This is a genomic window from Streptomyces saintjeani, from assembly GCF_055409605.1.
The window spans coordinates 5,278,347-5,293,478 of sequence record NZ_CP189624.1; the positions used below are offsets into that span (position 1 = coordinate 5,278,347).

Sequence of the window (15,132 nt, forward strand, 5' to 3'; positions counted from 1 at the left end):
ATGGTTATTGACCATGAGTAGTTGGCAGGGTTCCCAGTCGGGGAGCGAACGCGTGTGGAGCCCGCGGCCGTCGGTGAGTCCAGATGTCACCCAGGATGCGGTGATCGTCGTCCCTGGAATCATGGGCAGTGAACTACGAGATGCCAAGACGGGAAACCCGCTGTGGGGGCTGGACGTCCGGGTGTTGGAACGGGCATGGCGGCGTGGGGACGGCCTGCAGGGTCTCCATGCCACGGAAGAGGAGCTGGAGGGCAGAACCGGCAGAGTGTCCGCCACTCGTCTGCTGACCCGGCCTGCCTGGGCCCCCTTCCTGCGGGGAATCGAGCCGTACTCGGACTTGCTGGGGACCATCACGGAGGCCGCTGCCGCCCCGGAAGCGGTGCTGGCTTTCCCGTATGACTGGCGCTTGCCAGTCGAGCACAACGGGGCGTTGCTGGCGGCAGCGGCCCGAAAGCATCTTCTGCAGTGGTGCCTCCAAGTCGAGGCAAGCGCCAATCTTCGGGCTCTATGCGAGGACCGTCCCCCGCGTCTCGTCTTTGTGGCGCACTCGATGGGCGGTCTGCTTACACGCGCGGCCTTGGCCCGCGAGCCCGACCTCATCCCTGATACGCGCGCTGTCATCAGCCTAGGCACGCCCTTCCTCGGTGCCGCCCAGGCCGTGGTCATCCTCAATGGCGACCGAGCCAAGCCCTTGCCGGCTCTCCCGCCGCGACGGATGCAGGCACTGGCGGCCACGTTGCCGGGCGTGCATGACCTGTTGCCCAGCTATCGTTGCCTCGACGAGAGATTGGAGATCGCGCGGCTCTCGCCCGAGATCGTCGAAGCGATCGGAGGCAGTAAGGAACTGGCGGCCCGTGCGCTGGAGTTCCAGGAGCGCATCCGCACAACTGCCCCGGGACTGCCTGGGCACCGGGCTGTGATCGGCATCGCCCAGCCCACGGTCCAGAGCCTGCGTATTGACAACGGCATCGTTCATGCCCAGTACGAAGCCTTCCGGGCGCACGGCGACGGATTGCTGAGGCGGGACGCCGACGGTGTGCCGATCCGGCAAGACAGGACAGGCGACGGCACCGTCTACCGCGACGCGGCATCGACCAGCACGCCCAACTCCACGACCTATCTGCCAGTTCAGCACGGAGCCCTGGCCAAGAACAGCACAGCACTCCGCTACGTCCACGCAGTGCTGACCGAGCATGACGAACACCTCGGGGCCCCAATGGGCAGTGGCGATCTGGGTTTGATCCTGCCCGAGGAGGGAGTGATGGCCGAGCAACCATGGATGCTGCGGGTAACCGGTCGACCCTCGCCAGCGGGGGTGACCTGTCGCGTCGAGGACGTCGCGACAGGCAGATCGATTGCTCGACCGCAACTATCGGGCCGCGACGGCGAACTGGTCGCCCAGATCACTCTGTCGGACATAGGCCTGTACCGTGTGCGCCTGGACGCTGGCGGCAGTGCCCCGGTGACCCAGCTGGTCCTGGCCCTTGCGCCAGAGGACTTGGGCTGAGGCCGCCTGATGCCGACACCCCCTCCGCTGGAGTTTTTCGTAGTCGACATTAGCGACTACAAATACCACCAGCCCTTGCATACAGCTGAGGAAGTCAAGGCCGTCACTGCGGCCCTCGCCGCCTTTGCGCCCTGTCCGAGCCCTTGGAAAGTCATCGGGAGCGAACGCACCGCCGACGCTGTTCAGGAACGTCTGAGCGAATGGGCCACCCCATCCAGCAATGGCAACACCTTCCTCTATTGGATTAGCCATGGCGAGAGCGACGGCGAGGACATGGCCCTCCTCGCCCACGCTGGCAGTCCGCACCCGCTTATCCACAGCGGCATCTCACCGGATGATCTCCTCGGGTATCTGACGGCTCGGCAGAACCACCCGGATGCAGAAGGCACATGGGCCATCGTGGTCATCGATGCCTGTAAGTCAGGCCGCTTTGTTGAGCTCCTCAGCGCCCGTGCGTTGCTGAAGAGCAACGGTCCGCGCAACTTCCTGCTCGTGTCGACCTCCGAGGACGGGAACGCGAACCTTGGTGCCTTCCGTCACGCCTTGGAGACTGTCCTCGGCACTACTTTCGCGGCAGACAGCACCATTGATCTACGGGCCCTCGGCGATGAACTCCAACGGAATCTCCGCGGTTGCCCGGTCGTGCCCCACACTAAAATGGGACGAGCTCTGCTCCATAGGATTGTCCCTGCAGCGGCCGGAGCAGTCACAACAACGCTCGACGTGCTCGCCGAGATCCAGGCGGTCATCGACCAGCTGCCGCCAGACGAGCAACGTCACTTCATCCCCAAGGCAACGGGTGCTGAACTCGGCGAACTCGCTTGGTACTTCGAGGGGCGCGAAGAGGAGCGCGACACCATCCTGCGTTGGCTTGACACCGGTGCCGACGGAATGTTGGTGGTTACTGGCACCGCAGGTTCAGGTAAGTCCGCGCTTTTGGGGCACATCCTGCTCCACACCCGCCCCAAGCTTAGGAGCATCCTCCTCCGCACCGGCCACCTCCAACCGCTCCCAGCGGGAGTCCCCTGTCCCAGCGATCCTTTCGACGCTGTCATCCACTTATCCGGTGCCACCCCCCAAGAACTGATCGCACGCATCGCGCTCGCTGCTCAGCTCAGGGAGATACCGCGTGATCTGCTCCTGAACGAGCAGATCGAGTGGCTTCTCGACGGGCTAGCACAACGCGCGCTGCCCTTCGGGGTTTTGCTGGACGCGCTTGACGAGGCCCACGCGCCGCTGGTGATCGCCGACCAGATCATCCGTCGTCTCGCCGAAGTCCCTGGCACGCGAGTTGTAATCGGTACGCGCCGTTCTACCAAGGAAGGGCCCGATCTCCCGCCGCAAGTGGACAGGGACCTCCTTGACGCACTCGACATGAACGGCGCGGACTCCGACCTCGCAAAGTCGGTAGTGAGCGTTAACCGCGATTCACTAGCGATGGTTCGCTACGTCCGCCGCAAACTGGAGACGGCAGAGAAACTCGGCAGGCTCACGGCGTCATCCCAACAGATCACAATGGCAGCGTCCGAACTCGGTGACAGTGGCCGGGAATTCCTCTATGCCCGCTTGGCTGTACACGAGGTTATCCATGACTCGAACCTCCTCGACGACTTGACATCCCTGCGCAACAGCAGCCACAGACAACTGTTTGCTCGCGCGGCGCAGAGGCTCTCGATGCGTAACCCAGCTTTTCGACCCCTACTCCATGCCTTGGCGCTTGCGCAAGGACGTGGGTTGTCACTCCGGGACGGAATCTGGGCGACGCTTGCCACTGCTGTGGCTCCTATGGGTGTGACGATTAACGACGAGGTAATTCATGACCTGACCGTAGATGCGGCGCCCTATCTCATGCTCGACGCCGAGGCTGGGCAGACCGTCTACCGGCTCGCCCATCGAACCTTTATCGAGTATTTCAACTCAACTGGAGAGAAGCGTGAGAACCTCCACCAACAGATCACGGAAGCCCTGACCTGCGATGGTGACTTGCGCCTGCCCAAAGCAGAACTCAACCCCTATGTCATCTATCATCTACCCGCTCACGCGGCTCAAGGACAACTTCCGGCATGGGAATATCTCGCACAACACACCCGTGTGCTGGACCGTCTTGATTCCACTAGCATCACCAGCCAGGTCATGACTCACGCCTTCGGACGAGTTACCCTCCCACCAGCCATCGCCGGGGCGGTGGCCTCGCAGCATATGGCCGTCACGAACAGTCAAGGCGATCGCCGTGGCCTCCGAGAAGTCGCCACCGCACAAACCACCGGATCCTTCGACCGGTCACAGGGTGAGCCGGACGACACCCTTCCCACCTGGTCAGTCACCTGGGCTCGACTCAACACCAACCCTCTGCACCTGACTCTGCGTGGTCACACTCGTGGGGTGCGGGCGGTGGTGGCGTTTCCCATGCCGGACGGCCATACCTTGCTCGCTGCCGGCGGCGACGACGGTGCCGTCCGGATCTGGGATCCTCTGACTGGCACTGCTTTCGGTGAACCGTTGCGTGGTCACATCGGTGGGGTGTTTGCGGTGGTGGCGTTTCCCATGCCGGACGGCCGTACCTTGCTCGCTGCCGGCGGCAATGACGGGACGGTGCGGATCTGGGATCCGGTGGCTGGTGCTGAGGTTGGTGAACCGCTGCGTGGTCACACTCGTGGAGTTCGTGGGGTGGTGGCGTTTCGCGCGCCCGCGCCCGACGGACGCACTCTGCTCGCTGCCGGCGGTAATGACGGGACGGTGCGGATCTGGGATCCGGTGGCTGGTGCTGAGGTTGGTGAACCGCTGCGTGGTCACACTCGTGGAGTTCGTGGGGTGGTGGCGTTTCGCGCGCCCGCGCCCGACGGACGCACTCTGCTCGCTGCCGGCGGTAATGACGGGACGGTGCGGATCTGGGATCCGGTGGCTGGTGCTGAGGTTGGTGAACCGCTGCGTGGTCACACTCGTGGAGTGCTTGCGGTGGTGGCGTTTCCCGTGCTGGATGGTCGCACTTTGCTTGCTACCGGCGGCGACGATGGTGCGGTGCGGATCTGGGATCCGGTGGCTGGTGCTGAGGTTGGTGAACCGCTGCGCGGCCACACCGGCGGAGTGCGTACGGTGGTGGCATTTCTTGCGACGGATGGCCGCACTTTGCTTGCTACCGGCAGTGACGACGGGTTGGTGCGGATCTGGGATCCGCTGACCGGCACTGAGGTTGGTGAACCGCTGCGCGGCCACACCGGCGGAGTGCGTACGGTGGTGGCGTTTCCCGCGCTGGCTGGCCGCACCCTAATCGCTACCGGGGGAATCGACGGGACGGTGCGGATCTGGGATCCGCTGACCAGCACAGTCGGCGAACCCGGGTCTGGCTACGTCGGAGGGGTGGGCACGGTGGTGGCGTTCCCCGCGCCGGATGGCCGAACTCTGCTCGCTACCGGCGGCAACAATGGCACGGTGCGGATCTGGGATTCTGCGACCGGGATTTCTGACGGTACACCGCTGCGCGTCCACAGCGGTGGGGTGGTCGTGGTGGCGGCGTTTCCCGCGCCGAACGGTCATACCCTTATTGCCACTGGCGGCGGCGACGGGTTGGTGCGGATCTGGGATCCGCTGACTGGTGCTCCCTTCGGTGGACCGCTGGCCGGCCACGTCGACGGGGTGTTCGCGATGGTGGTGTTCCCCGCACCCGACGGCCGCACCCTGCTTGCTACCGGCGGCCTGGACGGGATGGTGCGGATCTGGGATCCGCTAACCGGCACCATGGTCGGTGAACCGCTGGCCGGCCACGTCGGCGGGGTGTTCGCCGTGGCGGCCTTCCCTGCCTTGGACGACCGTACGCTGCTTGCCGCAGGCTGCGGCGATGGGATGGTGCGGATCTGGGATCCGCTAACCGGCACCATGGTCGGTGAACCGCTGCCCAGCCACAGGGACGAGGTCTTCGCGTTGGTGGCGTTTCCCGCGCCCGACGGCCGTACTTTGCTAGCTACCGGCGGCGGCGACGGGTTGGTGCGGATCTGGGATCCGCTGACCGGCACTGAGGTCGGTGAACCGCTGCCTGGCCAGAGCGGCGCAGTGGTTGCAGTGGTGGCATTTCTCGCGGCCGATGGCCGCACCCTGCTCGCCACTAGCAGCAACGGGATAGTACGGATCTGGGACCTGGAAACTTCAACGAGCTCGGTTCTCCCGCTGACTGTCCACGTGCTTGGCCTCGCTAGTGTCGACGGAAGCCTCGCTCTGGTGGGACCAGACGGAGCCCTGATGACTAGATGGCACGGAGGGAGCGATCCTTCGACGTGACGCTGAGCTCGATCGAGTGGCCGGCGATTGCGGCCATTCACATCTGCTTGCCACGGGGTAGACCGTGAACAGGACGCCCTACATAAGCCCGGTCGTCCACCTGCCTTGGTCCGAGAGCCCGCGAAAGCCAGGGGAAGCAGCGGGGGTGCAGCGGTCACGACCGACCATCCCTCAGCTACCAGGACGTCGGATGAGCCGGTGTCCCCGCAGGGCCCGGCCGCAGCGGGCAAGTGCTCGCTCCCAACCCTCCTCGTTGCCGATGAGGTGTGGTTCCTCGTAGAGACCGGCTCTAACCTCGGCATCGGTAAGACGTTGATACTTCGGTACATCGGGGTCGTCCGGCGCGAGAAACTCATGCTTGCGGTGGAGCAGCGGACGGTTGGCTGAATCTGCGTAGGACATGAAGGACGACTTCAGGTTCTGCAGGTCAACGCTGTACGACGAGGCCAAACGGGGATGGGGATCTGCATCGAATGCTGGGTAGTCGAGCCAGCTGGCTCCGCGTCCCTGGTGACGTAGCTTGACGACGGACCATTCGGCCGGACGGCCCGCGGCGATGCTGGCGCATTGCTCGTACAAACGGAGCACGGTTGGGATCCGATGCACCGCCCGGCGGTGCACGTAGAGCGCGGTCGCGGTGAACTTGCCAGCAACTGACCCGGTCATGGCGCGGCGGACGTACGCATCATCGCGAAGCTTGTACAAGAGTCGGTCCGCGCGTTTGCATGCTTCTGTGTAGGAAGAGAAGAAGGCCCGAATGTCGAGTTGAACAGGAACCGGGAGGCTGCTCGCCGGACCGCGGCCATGGAAAAGTTCGACCGCAAGGAAGAGCAGAGTGTCGAGAGCTGAGTTCTTCGCGCCAGACTCGACCGCCGAAGGGTCGGCGGCCTGCTCGGCAAGCCTCTTGAGCTCCTGTGGCCGCATATGGCGAAGAAGTTCCATGACGGGTTGTGGCGTCTCTTCCAAGTGCGGAAGTCGACCGCGCTGCTCCAGGTGATCCACGACGGCAGCGATCGCGGACGCGGTGTCCTCGGAAGCTAGCCAGGTGGCGTCAGGCGTGATCTGTCGGGCGAGATACGCGAGGCGCGCTTCGTCACTTTTGAAGGCATAGACGATGCCGGGAGCGGCTGAGAGGCAGCGGACTCCGGTCACATCCTGGACGAAGTCGCGAAGCTCACTTGCAGCGAAGAGGTGCTGGAAGGTGTTGCGGCTGGTGAGGATGCCGTCGCCATACTCTGTGCCCTTGATCTGGTTCCGTTCCCAACGAAGCCGAGCGGAAACGACGAGAGCGGCTTTTGTGTGCTCCCATGCCTTTGCCAGGGTCGCGTGCCGTTCTTCAGGTCTCTCGATGACGTTGAGAACATACGTGAGGAGCACGATGTCGGAGGGCCTGAGTTCCCCGTTGGGGCGGTGGACTGGGTCCCAGCCGGAGACATCGAGACCGAGGTGCTCAAGAGCACGAACGTCGCCGCCGCGGCCACAACCGTAGTCCAGGACCTGAGTGCCATCGGCCATCTGCAGGTCCATCACGGCCTGACGAGCGGGAGCGGAGAGCCCCACTCTTCCGATGGCAGTCCGATGCCGATGGCTACTCCACGACTGCAGTGTCATCGGCGCTTCCCATGAGTCGAGGGGCAGATCGACGTACAGCAGCATTGAACCGTATGCCTTTGCCGCTCCGTGGAGATCCAACCGATGAGGGCCGAAACGAGCGATGGAGGCACCGTGCCGCGGCCGGTGTGGCACGGTCGATGCCTGTTCGGCCTGTCGCTCCATCCCCCCCGTGACGGCAGGCCGAGCCTTCCGGTGCTGCGTATTGACGGCACTACGCATCGTCCGAACTGCGGTTATGACGCTGCGGGTCGGATTCTGGTTGTCAGTGGCGCTATGCAGTCTCCCACGGTGATCGTTGACCGTACCGCCGCCGTTATCCCGCTCCGCTATGCCGATAAGACGTTGCGAAAGGAAAATGGCGACTCGGTAGGTAAGGTCGACCGCGATGACATGCATGTACGGTGCGCCTTGCTAAGGCACTGACGACGTGGACTTGCGGTGTGGCAGACAGGGTCAGGAGGCCATGCGGTTGGTTGCCCGCAGAACGTATGAGAGAACCGAAGCGAGTCGTACGAAGAGATAGTCGACAGCTGCGTCGTTAGGCAGTTCAGCCTGGCCGTGCTCGTGATGCCGGATGGTGAAACTGTTGCCGGTTTCTGTCAACATCTTGAATTCCGAGTTCAGAATCTCGCGGTACGGCTCGGAGCCGCAGGCGGCCCGATCGAGCAGCTGACTGGCTGATGCCTTCTTGCTGCTGCCGCCACCGAGCTCCAGGGTCTTGAGCCGTTCGAATCCGTCCCAGAGCTTCTCGACCGCGTTGCGTCGATCGCGTGGATCTCTGGAGACGAAGAGGACCAGCGCGTCGGTGAGTTTGGCGTCGAGGTCCTCGTCTCCGGTGGCGGGCCGGAAGTCTGTGATCAGCGGTCGTGCCTCGGGTGGGCCGAGCCGCTGAACCCGAAAGTCCTCGCCCAAAGTGAACGCGATTCCGTTCCTGGCGAAGAGCAGGTCGATGTCTTTCTGAAACTGGTCTTGCCCCGGCCTCCGATCGTCAAGTCGCTTCCTGGAGCCGAAGAAGTAGTGGGGATGGTCGCCGTTCCAAGGGTGATTCGTGGTCCGGGACGGCTTCTCGATGTGGCGGGCCACGAAGTCGATCACGTCCAGCGCTGTGACCGTGCCCGGCGACCGTCTCGGGTTCAACAGGTCGTCGATCTGAGGCTGCGGGCCTCCGCTCAGGGTACTGATGCCAAAAGGGTCCCCTACTTCCGCGTTCGCGCCTGCTGAGAGGTTGGACAGATCCGGGACATGGGCCAGGAGCGAAGAAATGAACATCGCGTTGTCCACGCCGGTGACGACGCTGTGGCCAGAACGGTCGTCCGAGCAGTCGTACGCGGGAAAGTCGCAGGCTAGAAAGCCGTTGCCGATCAATCGACGAATCAGCGCGACGACTCCTCCCCAGGCTGCTGGAGAAACCTCCTCGCTGACACGAGGCTTGCCCTGGCCTAGGCGGTCGGAGTAGAAGTCGCTGGCAGTCACGGAGTTCAGCTTGTCAGCAAGCGGTGCAGTTGACCAACAGCGTTACAGCAGAGGTTGTCTCGCCTGTGCGATCTCGACAAACTGTGCCAGCATGTTGCCGACGATGGGCTGTTCGCGCAAGCGTGCCGCGTCGTTGGGCGGTGGGGAGCGCAAGGGGAGCGCGGACGCCTTTGGACCGTGTAGCACGGGATGCGAACAGTTGGACCGCGACATGTGCTCTGATCTGGGAAAATGGGATCTGGAACGACCGCGCAGCACAACCCGGCACGGCCCCTATCGGTCTCGTAATGCGTAGGTCTCGGGTTCGAATCCCGAAGGCGGCTCAGATCAAGCCCAGGTCACATCCTTTGTGACCTGGGCTTTCTGTTTGAGTGTCGTGCGTGAGGGTCAGGCGCGTCGTTCCGCGCCATGCAGCAGTGTGTTGACGATGCGTGTGGCCAGCGCGTCCGGGTTCTGGGCGTCCGGGTTCTCGTGGGCGTCGGGGCCGTGCAGGGCCTCGCCGATGAGGGCGTAGTAGACGCGGCGGGTCCACTCCAGGTCGGCCTCGGGGGCCAGGAGGCCCTCTCGCTGGGCCCGGGCGAGGAAGGTGAGGGACCGGGCGTTGATCTCGGTCCAGACGTTCTCGGCGGTGTCGTTCCGGGTCAGGGGATTGCCGAGGGTGAACCGCCAGGCGCCTTTGACGCGCAGCGTGTTCGCGGTGGCGCGGTGCAGGGCGACCAGTGGGGGAGCGGTGTCCAGGTGGGCGTCGTCGATGGCGTCGGTGAGCTGCTGCTTCGCGGACGCGGCCAGCGCCTCGACGAGGGCCTGCCGGTTCGCGAACCGGCGGTGCACCGTCGTCCTGGCCAGGCCCGCGGCCTCGGCGATCTGTTCCATCGGCGCGCCGGGGTCCTCGGCGAGCACTCTCTCGGCCGCCTCCAGAATCGCGCGCACGCTGCGTTCGGCATCAGCCCGCAGAGCTCGCCCCATGGCGTCTCCCATCCCGTCGTCGACGCCCGCTTCCTGGAAGAAGGTACTCCTGAGCTGCACCTCTTCCATAAAATGCGACATGAGAGTTGCAGATAACTCGATAATGGCCACTCTGAAGGTGCAGCTATCGGTAGAGCGTCGGAGAGAGACGCGCAGCGCTGCGGACCTGACCGAAACCTCAGGAGCCCGTGATGGACACGAAACGACCCGTAGCGCTCGTGACAGGCGCGTCCTCCGGCATCGGAGAAGCCACCGCCCTCGCCCTCGTCGAAGCGGGGTTCGAGGTGATCGGAACCAGCCGGAACACCGCGAAGGTCGCCCCTCGCGCCGGTGTGACCTTCCTCGACCTCGACGTGAGCAGCGACGACTCGGTCGCCACGCTGGTCCGGCAGGTCATCGACCGGTTCGGCCGCATCGACGTCCTGGTCAACAACGCCGGCATCGGCTCGTCGGGCGCCACCGAGGAGAGCTCCCTGGCGCAGCACCGGCACGTCCTCGACGTCAACGTCCTCGGCGTCGTCCGTATGACGAAGGCCGTCCTGCCGCACATGCGCGCCCAGGGCCGTGGCCGCATCATCAACCTGTCGTCGATCTGCGGGTTCGTCCCCCAGCCCTTCATGGCCGCCTACATCGCGTCCAAGCACGCGGTCGAGGGGTACTCCGAGTCCGTGGACCACGAGGTCCGCGAACACGGCGTACGGGTGCTGCTCGTCGAGCCCGGCGGGACCAGTACCGCGTTCGAGGGCAACCTCGTGCGGCCCGACACCCCGCTGCCGGTCTACGCGGAGCAGCGGCGCACCGTCGACGAGGTGATCGCCGGGGCGGTCACCGGCGGCGACGCCCCCGCCGTCGTCGCCCGGGCCGTCGTCACGGCGGCCACCACGCGCAGGCCGCGGCTGCGCACCACCGCGGGACCGCTCGCCCGACGCCTCAGCCTGCTGCGCCGTGTGGCTCCCGCGCGAGTCTTCGACCGGCAGATCCGGAAGTTCAACAGGCTGACACTCGCGCATACTTCGTGACGCCGGGACGCCGCGAGAATCACGCTCGGCAGTCGTACTGCTGCCGGCAGGCCGGAGCCGGCCGTGACGCCTTTCCGGCGGACCGGACTCAGGCGGCATGGGCGGCGAGCGTGGCGCCGTGGCGGGTCGTGAAGGCGGATCGGCGGGAAGCCGGTGGCCTCGGGGACGTCCTCGACCCGGGCCTCGCGCCGATCAGGACGCCGTCCACGTCTGGTTGTCCCGCCCGTTGCACTCCCACAGCACAGCTCCCGTCCCGCTCGCGCCGCCGAAGATGTCGACGCACTTCGCGGACTGGGCGGCGACGAGCTGCGTACCGGTGAGACGGAAGCGCTGGCTCGCGGAACCGGTGCAGGTGGAGAGCTGGATCTCGGTGCGGTCCTCGGAGGAACCGCCGGCCACGGTCATGCACTTGCCGGCGGCGCGGGCCGTTCCGTCGGTGAACTGCCAGCGCTGGGAGGCGGAACCGTCGCAGACGGACTGGAAGAGCTGGAGGCCCTCGGTGCCCGGGCCGCTGCTGAGGCATTTGCCTGAGGCGGCGACGACCAGCGTGCGGCCGGGAGCACTGGGGGAAGGGGAGCCGGTGTCCGGGGCGGGGGCGGTGGCCTTGTTCTCGCGGGTGGAGTCCTGCCGCCCGCCCGTGGCGGAGGGGGGCGCGGACGGGGCGCGGCTCGGTGACGGGGCGGGAGACGCGGAGTCGGACGGTGAGACGGTGGGGGACGGGGACAACGGGGACGGCGACGAGGACGAGGACGGGGCCGTCCCGCCGCCGGGGAGCGGATCGGCCGTCGCGTTCTCCGGGTCCTGGGCGAGAGTGAGGACCAAGGCGGCCGTGGCGAGTGCGACGACGACGGCTGTCACGGCCAGCAGGAGGGTGCGGCGCCTGGAGCGGTCCTCGCGAGGAGCGGGGGAGCCGAGGCCGGTGGTGACGTTCAGCTGAGGGGGGCCGGGATCGGGAGGCACCTGAGTTGGGGCGGAGGCGGACCCCACAGGCGTACGGTCCTCCGCCGCGGCCGACAGCAACCGCTCGGCCTCCTCCCCCGAGAGCCGGTCCTCCGGCTTCGGTGCGAGCAACCCCCGTATCAGCGGCGTAAGACCTCCGGCGTCCCGCACCTCCGGCGGCGGCTCCATCGCGATGGCGTACATCGTCTCCGTCACCGACCGCCGCAGGAACGGCGACCGTCCGTCCACGGCCTGGAACAGCGTCGCACCGAGCGCCCACAGATCCGCCTCGGGACCGGGAGCCGCGCCCACCAGCCGCTCGGGAGCCATGAAGTCGACGGAACCGACGAGCTGACCGGTCCTGGTGAGCCCGGGAGCCTCGACGGCCTGGGCGATCCCGAAGTCGGTGAGGACGACCCGGCCCCCCTCGGTGAGCAGCACGTTCGCCGGCTTCACATCCCGGTGCAGCACCCCCGCACCGTGCGCCGCGCGCAACGCCGCCAGCACGCCTACGCCGATCCTGGCGGCGTCGGACGGTGCGAGCGGGCCCTTCGCGGCGACCAGTTCGGCGAGGGTGACGGACGGGACGTACTCCATGACGATGACCGGGCGGCCCTCGTCGTCCACGACGTCGTGCACGACGACGACGTTCGGATGGCTGATCCGCGCCGCGCTGCGTGCCTCCCGCCGAGTCCGCTCGTACAGCGTCGCCAGATCGCTCTCGTCGAGATGCGGCTGCGGGTGCAACTGCTTCACGGCGACGACTCGCGCGAGCGACTCGTCCCGCGCCCGCCACACCGTGGCCATCCCGCCACGCCCGATGCGGTCGAGGACGCGGTACCGGCCGGCGATCAGCCGTCCTTCGTCGGACACCGTGATTTCCTCATCAGTTCGGGGAGCCGCCGTCCGGCAGGCTCGGGTCGCACCGGCCTCTTCTGCTCAACGCCCGTGCGCTGAACTCCTGTTGAGGAGCGCGTCGCCGGTCGATGGGGGCGATCCTACGGTGGCCCTCACCGCCTCGGCCCCATTTCCCCGGTGGGGACGTCCGCGGGAGGCATGCGGTTCCGGGGGCGAACGCGACCTCGTTTCCCCGGAACTTGTCCCATGTCGCTGGGCGCTGTGGTGCGGAGGGTGGCCGACGGCGGTGGTGACGTATGCGTGGGCGGTGCCGACGGATGTGCCGATCTCAACGGCACAGGAGCTTCGTGCGTCGCGGGACACTCGCCCGTCACCCGATCCCTACGTCGTTCCGCGGGACACGGACGGACGCCCCGGCTCGTTCGCGGTCTCCGCCTGTCGTGGGAAGGATGCACCTCTGTCGGCCGCCGCACGCGACAATGGACCCCACCCGACAGGAACCGAGAGGCGTCGCATGAGGGTCGAACTTCCGCCGGAGCCCGTGCACTTCGTGAACCGGTATCGGGAACGGGAGCGTGTGGTGAGGGCGGTGGAGGAGTGGCGGGGGAGCGGTCGGCCGCTGGTGGTGGCGTTCAGTGGGCCGGCGGGGCTGGGGAAGACCGAGTTGGCGCGGCTGGTCGCGCGGACCGTGCTGGACCGGTATCCGGACGGGGTCCTCGCCGTCGACCTCGACGACCACCGCGTGGGCGGCACCCTCGACCCCGGCGACGTCCTCGCCCAGCTGCTGCGCTCGTTCGATGTCGAACCCGCCCTGGTGGAACCGCAGTTCAAGGCGCGCTGCCGCCAGTACTGGAACCTCACGGCGGACAAGAAGTTCGTGCTGCTCCTCGACAACGCCCGGTACGCCTCGGAGGTCGTCCCCCTCCTGCCCGCGTCCGGCGCGAGTGCCGTCCTCGTCGCGAGCCCCGGCCCGCTGTACGGCCTGGAGGACGGCGCCGCCCTCGACCTCGCGCTGCCCCCGCTGGACGAGGACGCGGCGACGGAACTGCTCGAACTCGTCGCCAGGGACCCGAGGTTGGCCGAGGACCCCGAGTCCGTACGGGCCCTCGTCCACCTCTGCGACGGCCTGCCCACCGCGCTGCACGTCGCGGGCCGCTGGATCCGCGCGCACCGCCTGCGCCCGCTCGCCCGCCTGCTCCCCGAACTGCGCGGCGAGTGGGACGAGAAGGGCGTACCCGGCGTCGAGCGCGTCTGGGACACGGCGTACGGCGGACTCTCGCACCCCGCGTCCCTCCTGTACCGCCTGCTGCCCCACCACCCCGGCCCCACCTTCACGCCGGCCTCCGCGACCGCGCTGCTCGGCCTCGGCGAGGACGCGTGCCACGCCGCGCTGGAGGAGCTCCACCGGGCGGGCCTGCTGAACCTCGACGCGGGCACGAGCCTGCGGTTCCCCGGGCCGCTGCACGCGCACGCGCTGCGCCGGGGCCGCGCGGACGGCGAAGAGACCGACGCCGGGCGGGTGCGGGTCCTGCGGTGGTACGTACGGCAGGCCCAGCGGGCCGATCTCCTCGTCGCCGGGCCGCGGTTGACCGTCGGTGACACCTTCCCGGCGCTGCCGGACACGCCGGACGCCGAGGTCGACGCCGGCTGGCTGTACGGCGAGCGGCACGCCCTCTTCGCGTGTCTGCGGCTCGCGCACGCAAGGGAGTTGGACGCCGAGGCGGTCGCGCTCGCCGAGCCCGTCTGGACGTACGCGCTCGACCATCCCCACCAGTCCGACGTCGTCGAGGTGTTCCGGCTCGCCGTCGACTCCGCCGTACGGCACGGGGCGCGGGCCGACTGGATCGTCCGGACGCGGCTCCAACTCGCGCGCCCGCTCTGGGAGTCGGGGCGACTCGACGAGGCCGGGCGGGAGCTGGACGCGGCCGAGGCGGCGGCGGGGCTGCTCGGGGACGAGGACGCCAGACTCCGGGGATCCGTCGCGGAGTCCAGGGGGATGCTGTTGGGGGTCCGGGGCGAATGGGGCGCCGCTGTACGGGAGTTCGAGAAGTCGCTCGCCATCCATGCGGCTGTGCCCAACGCGTACGGTGTGCTGCTCCAGACCTATCGGATCGGTGAAGCCCGGGCGCGGCTGGGGGAGTTGGAGGTCGCCCGGGGGCTGCTGACCGAGGCCCGCGCGGCGGCGGTCGAGCAGAAGCGGGAGCGGATCGTGGCGCGGATCTCCTTCGCCCTGGGGGGAGTCGTGCTGCGGCTCGGGGAGGTCGACGAGGCCCGGGAGTTGTACGAGGGGGCGTTGGAGCGGGCCCTTCGGCGCGGGTCCCAGTCCGAACAGGCGCGGGTGCATGGGGCGTTGGCGGAGTTGGAGGCGGCTGCCGGGCGGGAGGCCGAGGCCGCCGGGCATCGGGAGGCCGTGGAGGACATCAGGCGGAAGAACGGGATCGGCCCCAAGTCCGCAGGGTGAAAGTCCGCACGGCGAAGGCTCAC

Annotated in this window: 8 protein-coding genes; 4 read left to right on the forward strand and 4 right to left on the reverse strand. The window is 67.2% G+C overall.

The genetic code is table 11. The annotated features are described in order from the left end of the window. Nucleotides 1-13 precede the first annotated feature (13 nt). Both ACQCO7_RS24075 and ACQCO7_RS24080 read left to right on the forward strand, forming a co-directional pair. Complete coding sequence (locus ACQCO7_RS24075) at nt 14-1,507, forward strand: lipase/acyltransferase domain-containing protein (RefSeq protein WP_464073778.1); 1,494 nt, start codon at nt 14-16, stop codon at nt 1,505-1,507. A 9-nt stretch (nt 1,508-1,516) separates the two neighbouring features. Then, nucleotides 1,517-5,779: a hypothetical protein gene (locus ACQCO7_RS24080; RefSeq protein WP_464073779.1), complete on the forward strand. Its 4,263-nt coding sequence runs from the start codon at nt 1,517-1,519 to the stop codon at nt 5,777-5,779. A gap of 171 nt (nt 5,780-5,950) precedes the next feature. Here the strand turns inward: ACQCO7_RS24080 and ACQCO7_RS24085 are convergent, their stop codons facing one another. The 3 genes from ACQCO7_RS24085 to ACQCO7_RS24095 form a co-directional block, all read right to left on the reverse strand. Continuing rightward, complete coding sequence (locus tag ACQCO7_RS24085; RefSeq protein WP_464073780.1) at nt 5,951-7,789, reverse strand: DNA phosphorothioation-associated putative methyltransferase; 1,839 nt, start codon at nt 7,787-7,789, stop codon at nt 5,951-5,953. Nucleotides 7,790-7,846: 57 nt separating this feature from the next. Then, nucleotides 7,847-8,866, reverse strand: coding sequence for a hypothetical protein (locus tag ACQCO7_RS24090; protein ID WP_363167469.1), 1,020 nt, complete (start codon nt 8,864-8,866; stop codon nt 7,847-7,849). A 387-nt stretch (nt 8,867-9,253) separates the two neighbouring features. Next, nucleotides 9,254-9,832, reverse strand: a complete 579-nt coding sequence (locus ACQCO7_RS24095; protein ID WP_464077280.1) for a TetR/AcrR family transcriptional regulator — start codon at nt 9,830-9,832, stop codon at nt 9,254-9,256. A 191-nt stretch (nt 9,833-10,023) separates the two neighbouring features. Here ACQCO7_RS24095 and ACQCO7_RS24100 point away from each other — a divergent pair, with 191 nt between their 5' ends. Beyond that, entirely contained in the window at nt 10,024-10,851 is an 828-nt protein-coding gene (locus ACQCO7_RS24100) for an oxidoreductase (RefSeq protein ID WP_464073781.1), read from the forward strand. A 192-nt stretch (nt 10,852-11,043) separates the two neighbouring features. Here ACQCO7_RS24100 and ACQCO7_RS24105 read toward each other — a convergent pair whose 3' ends face one another. Next, a complete protein-coding gene (locus tag ACQCO7_RS24105; RefSeq protein WP_464073782.1) occupies nt 11,044-12,663 on the reverse strand; it encodes a serine/threonine protein kinase in 1,620 nt (539 codons plus the stop codon). A 499-nt stretch (nt 12,664-13,162) separates the two neighbouring features. Between ACQCO7_RS24105 and ACQCO7_RS24110 the strand changes: the two genes are divergently transcribed. Further along, entirely contained in the window at nt 13,163-15,109 is a 1,947-nt protein-coding gene (locus ACQCO7_RS24110; protein ID WP_464073783.1) for a hypothetical protein, read from the forward strand. The last annotated feature ends 23 nt before the right edge of the window (nt 15,110-15,132 follow it).

Coding starts and splice junctions, on each gene's coding strand:
- ACQCO7_RS24085 (WP_464073780.1), bottom strand. CDS start 7,789: ATGCATGTCATCGCGGTCGACCTTACCTACCGAGTCGCCATTTTCCTT.
- ACQCO7_RS24075 (WP_464073778.1), top strand. CDS start 14: ATGAGTAGTTGGCAGGGTTCCCAGTCGGGGAGCGAACGCGTGTGGAGC.
- ACQCO7_RS24100 (WP_464073781.1), top strand. CDS start 10,024: ATGGACACGAAACGACCCGTAGCGCTCGTGACAGGCGCGTCCTCCGGC.
- ACQCO7_RS24095 (WP_464077280.1), bottom strand. CDS start 9,832: ATGGGGCGAGCTCTGCGGGCTGATGCCGAACGCAGCGTGCGCGCGATT.
- ACQCO7_RS24080 (WP_464073779.1), top strand. CDS start 1,517: ATGCCGACACCCCCTCCGCTGGAGTTTTTCGTAGTCGACATTAGCGAC.
- ACQCO7_RS24110 (WP_464073783.1), top strand. CDS start 13,163: ATGAGGGTCGAACTTCCGCCGGAGCCCGTGCACTTCGTGAACCGGTAT.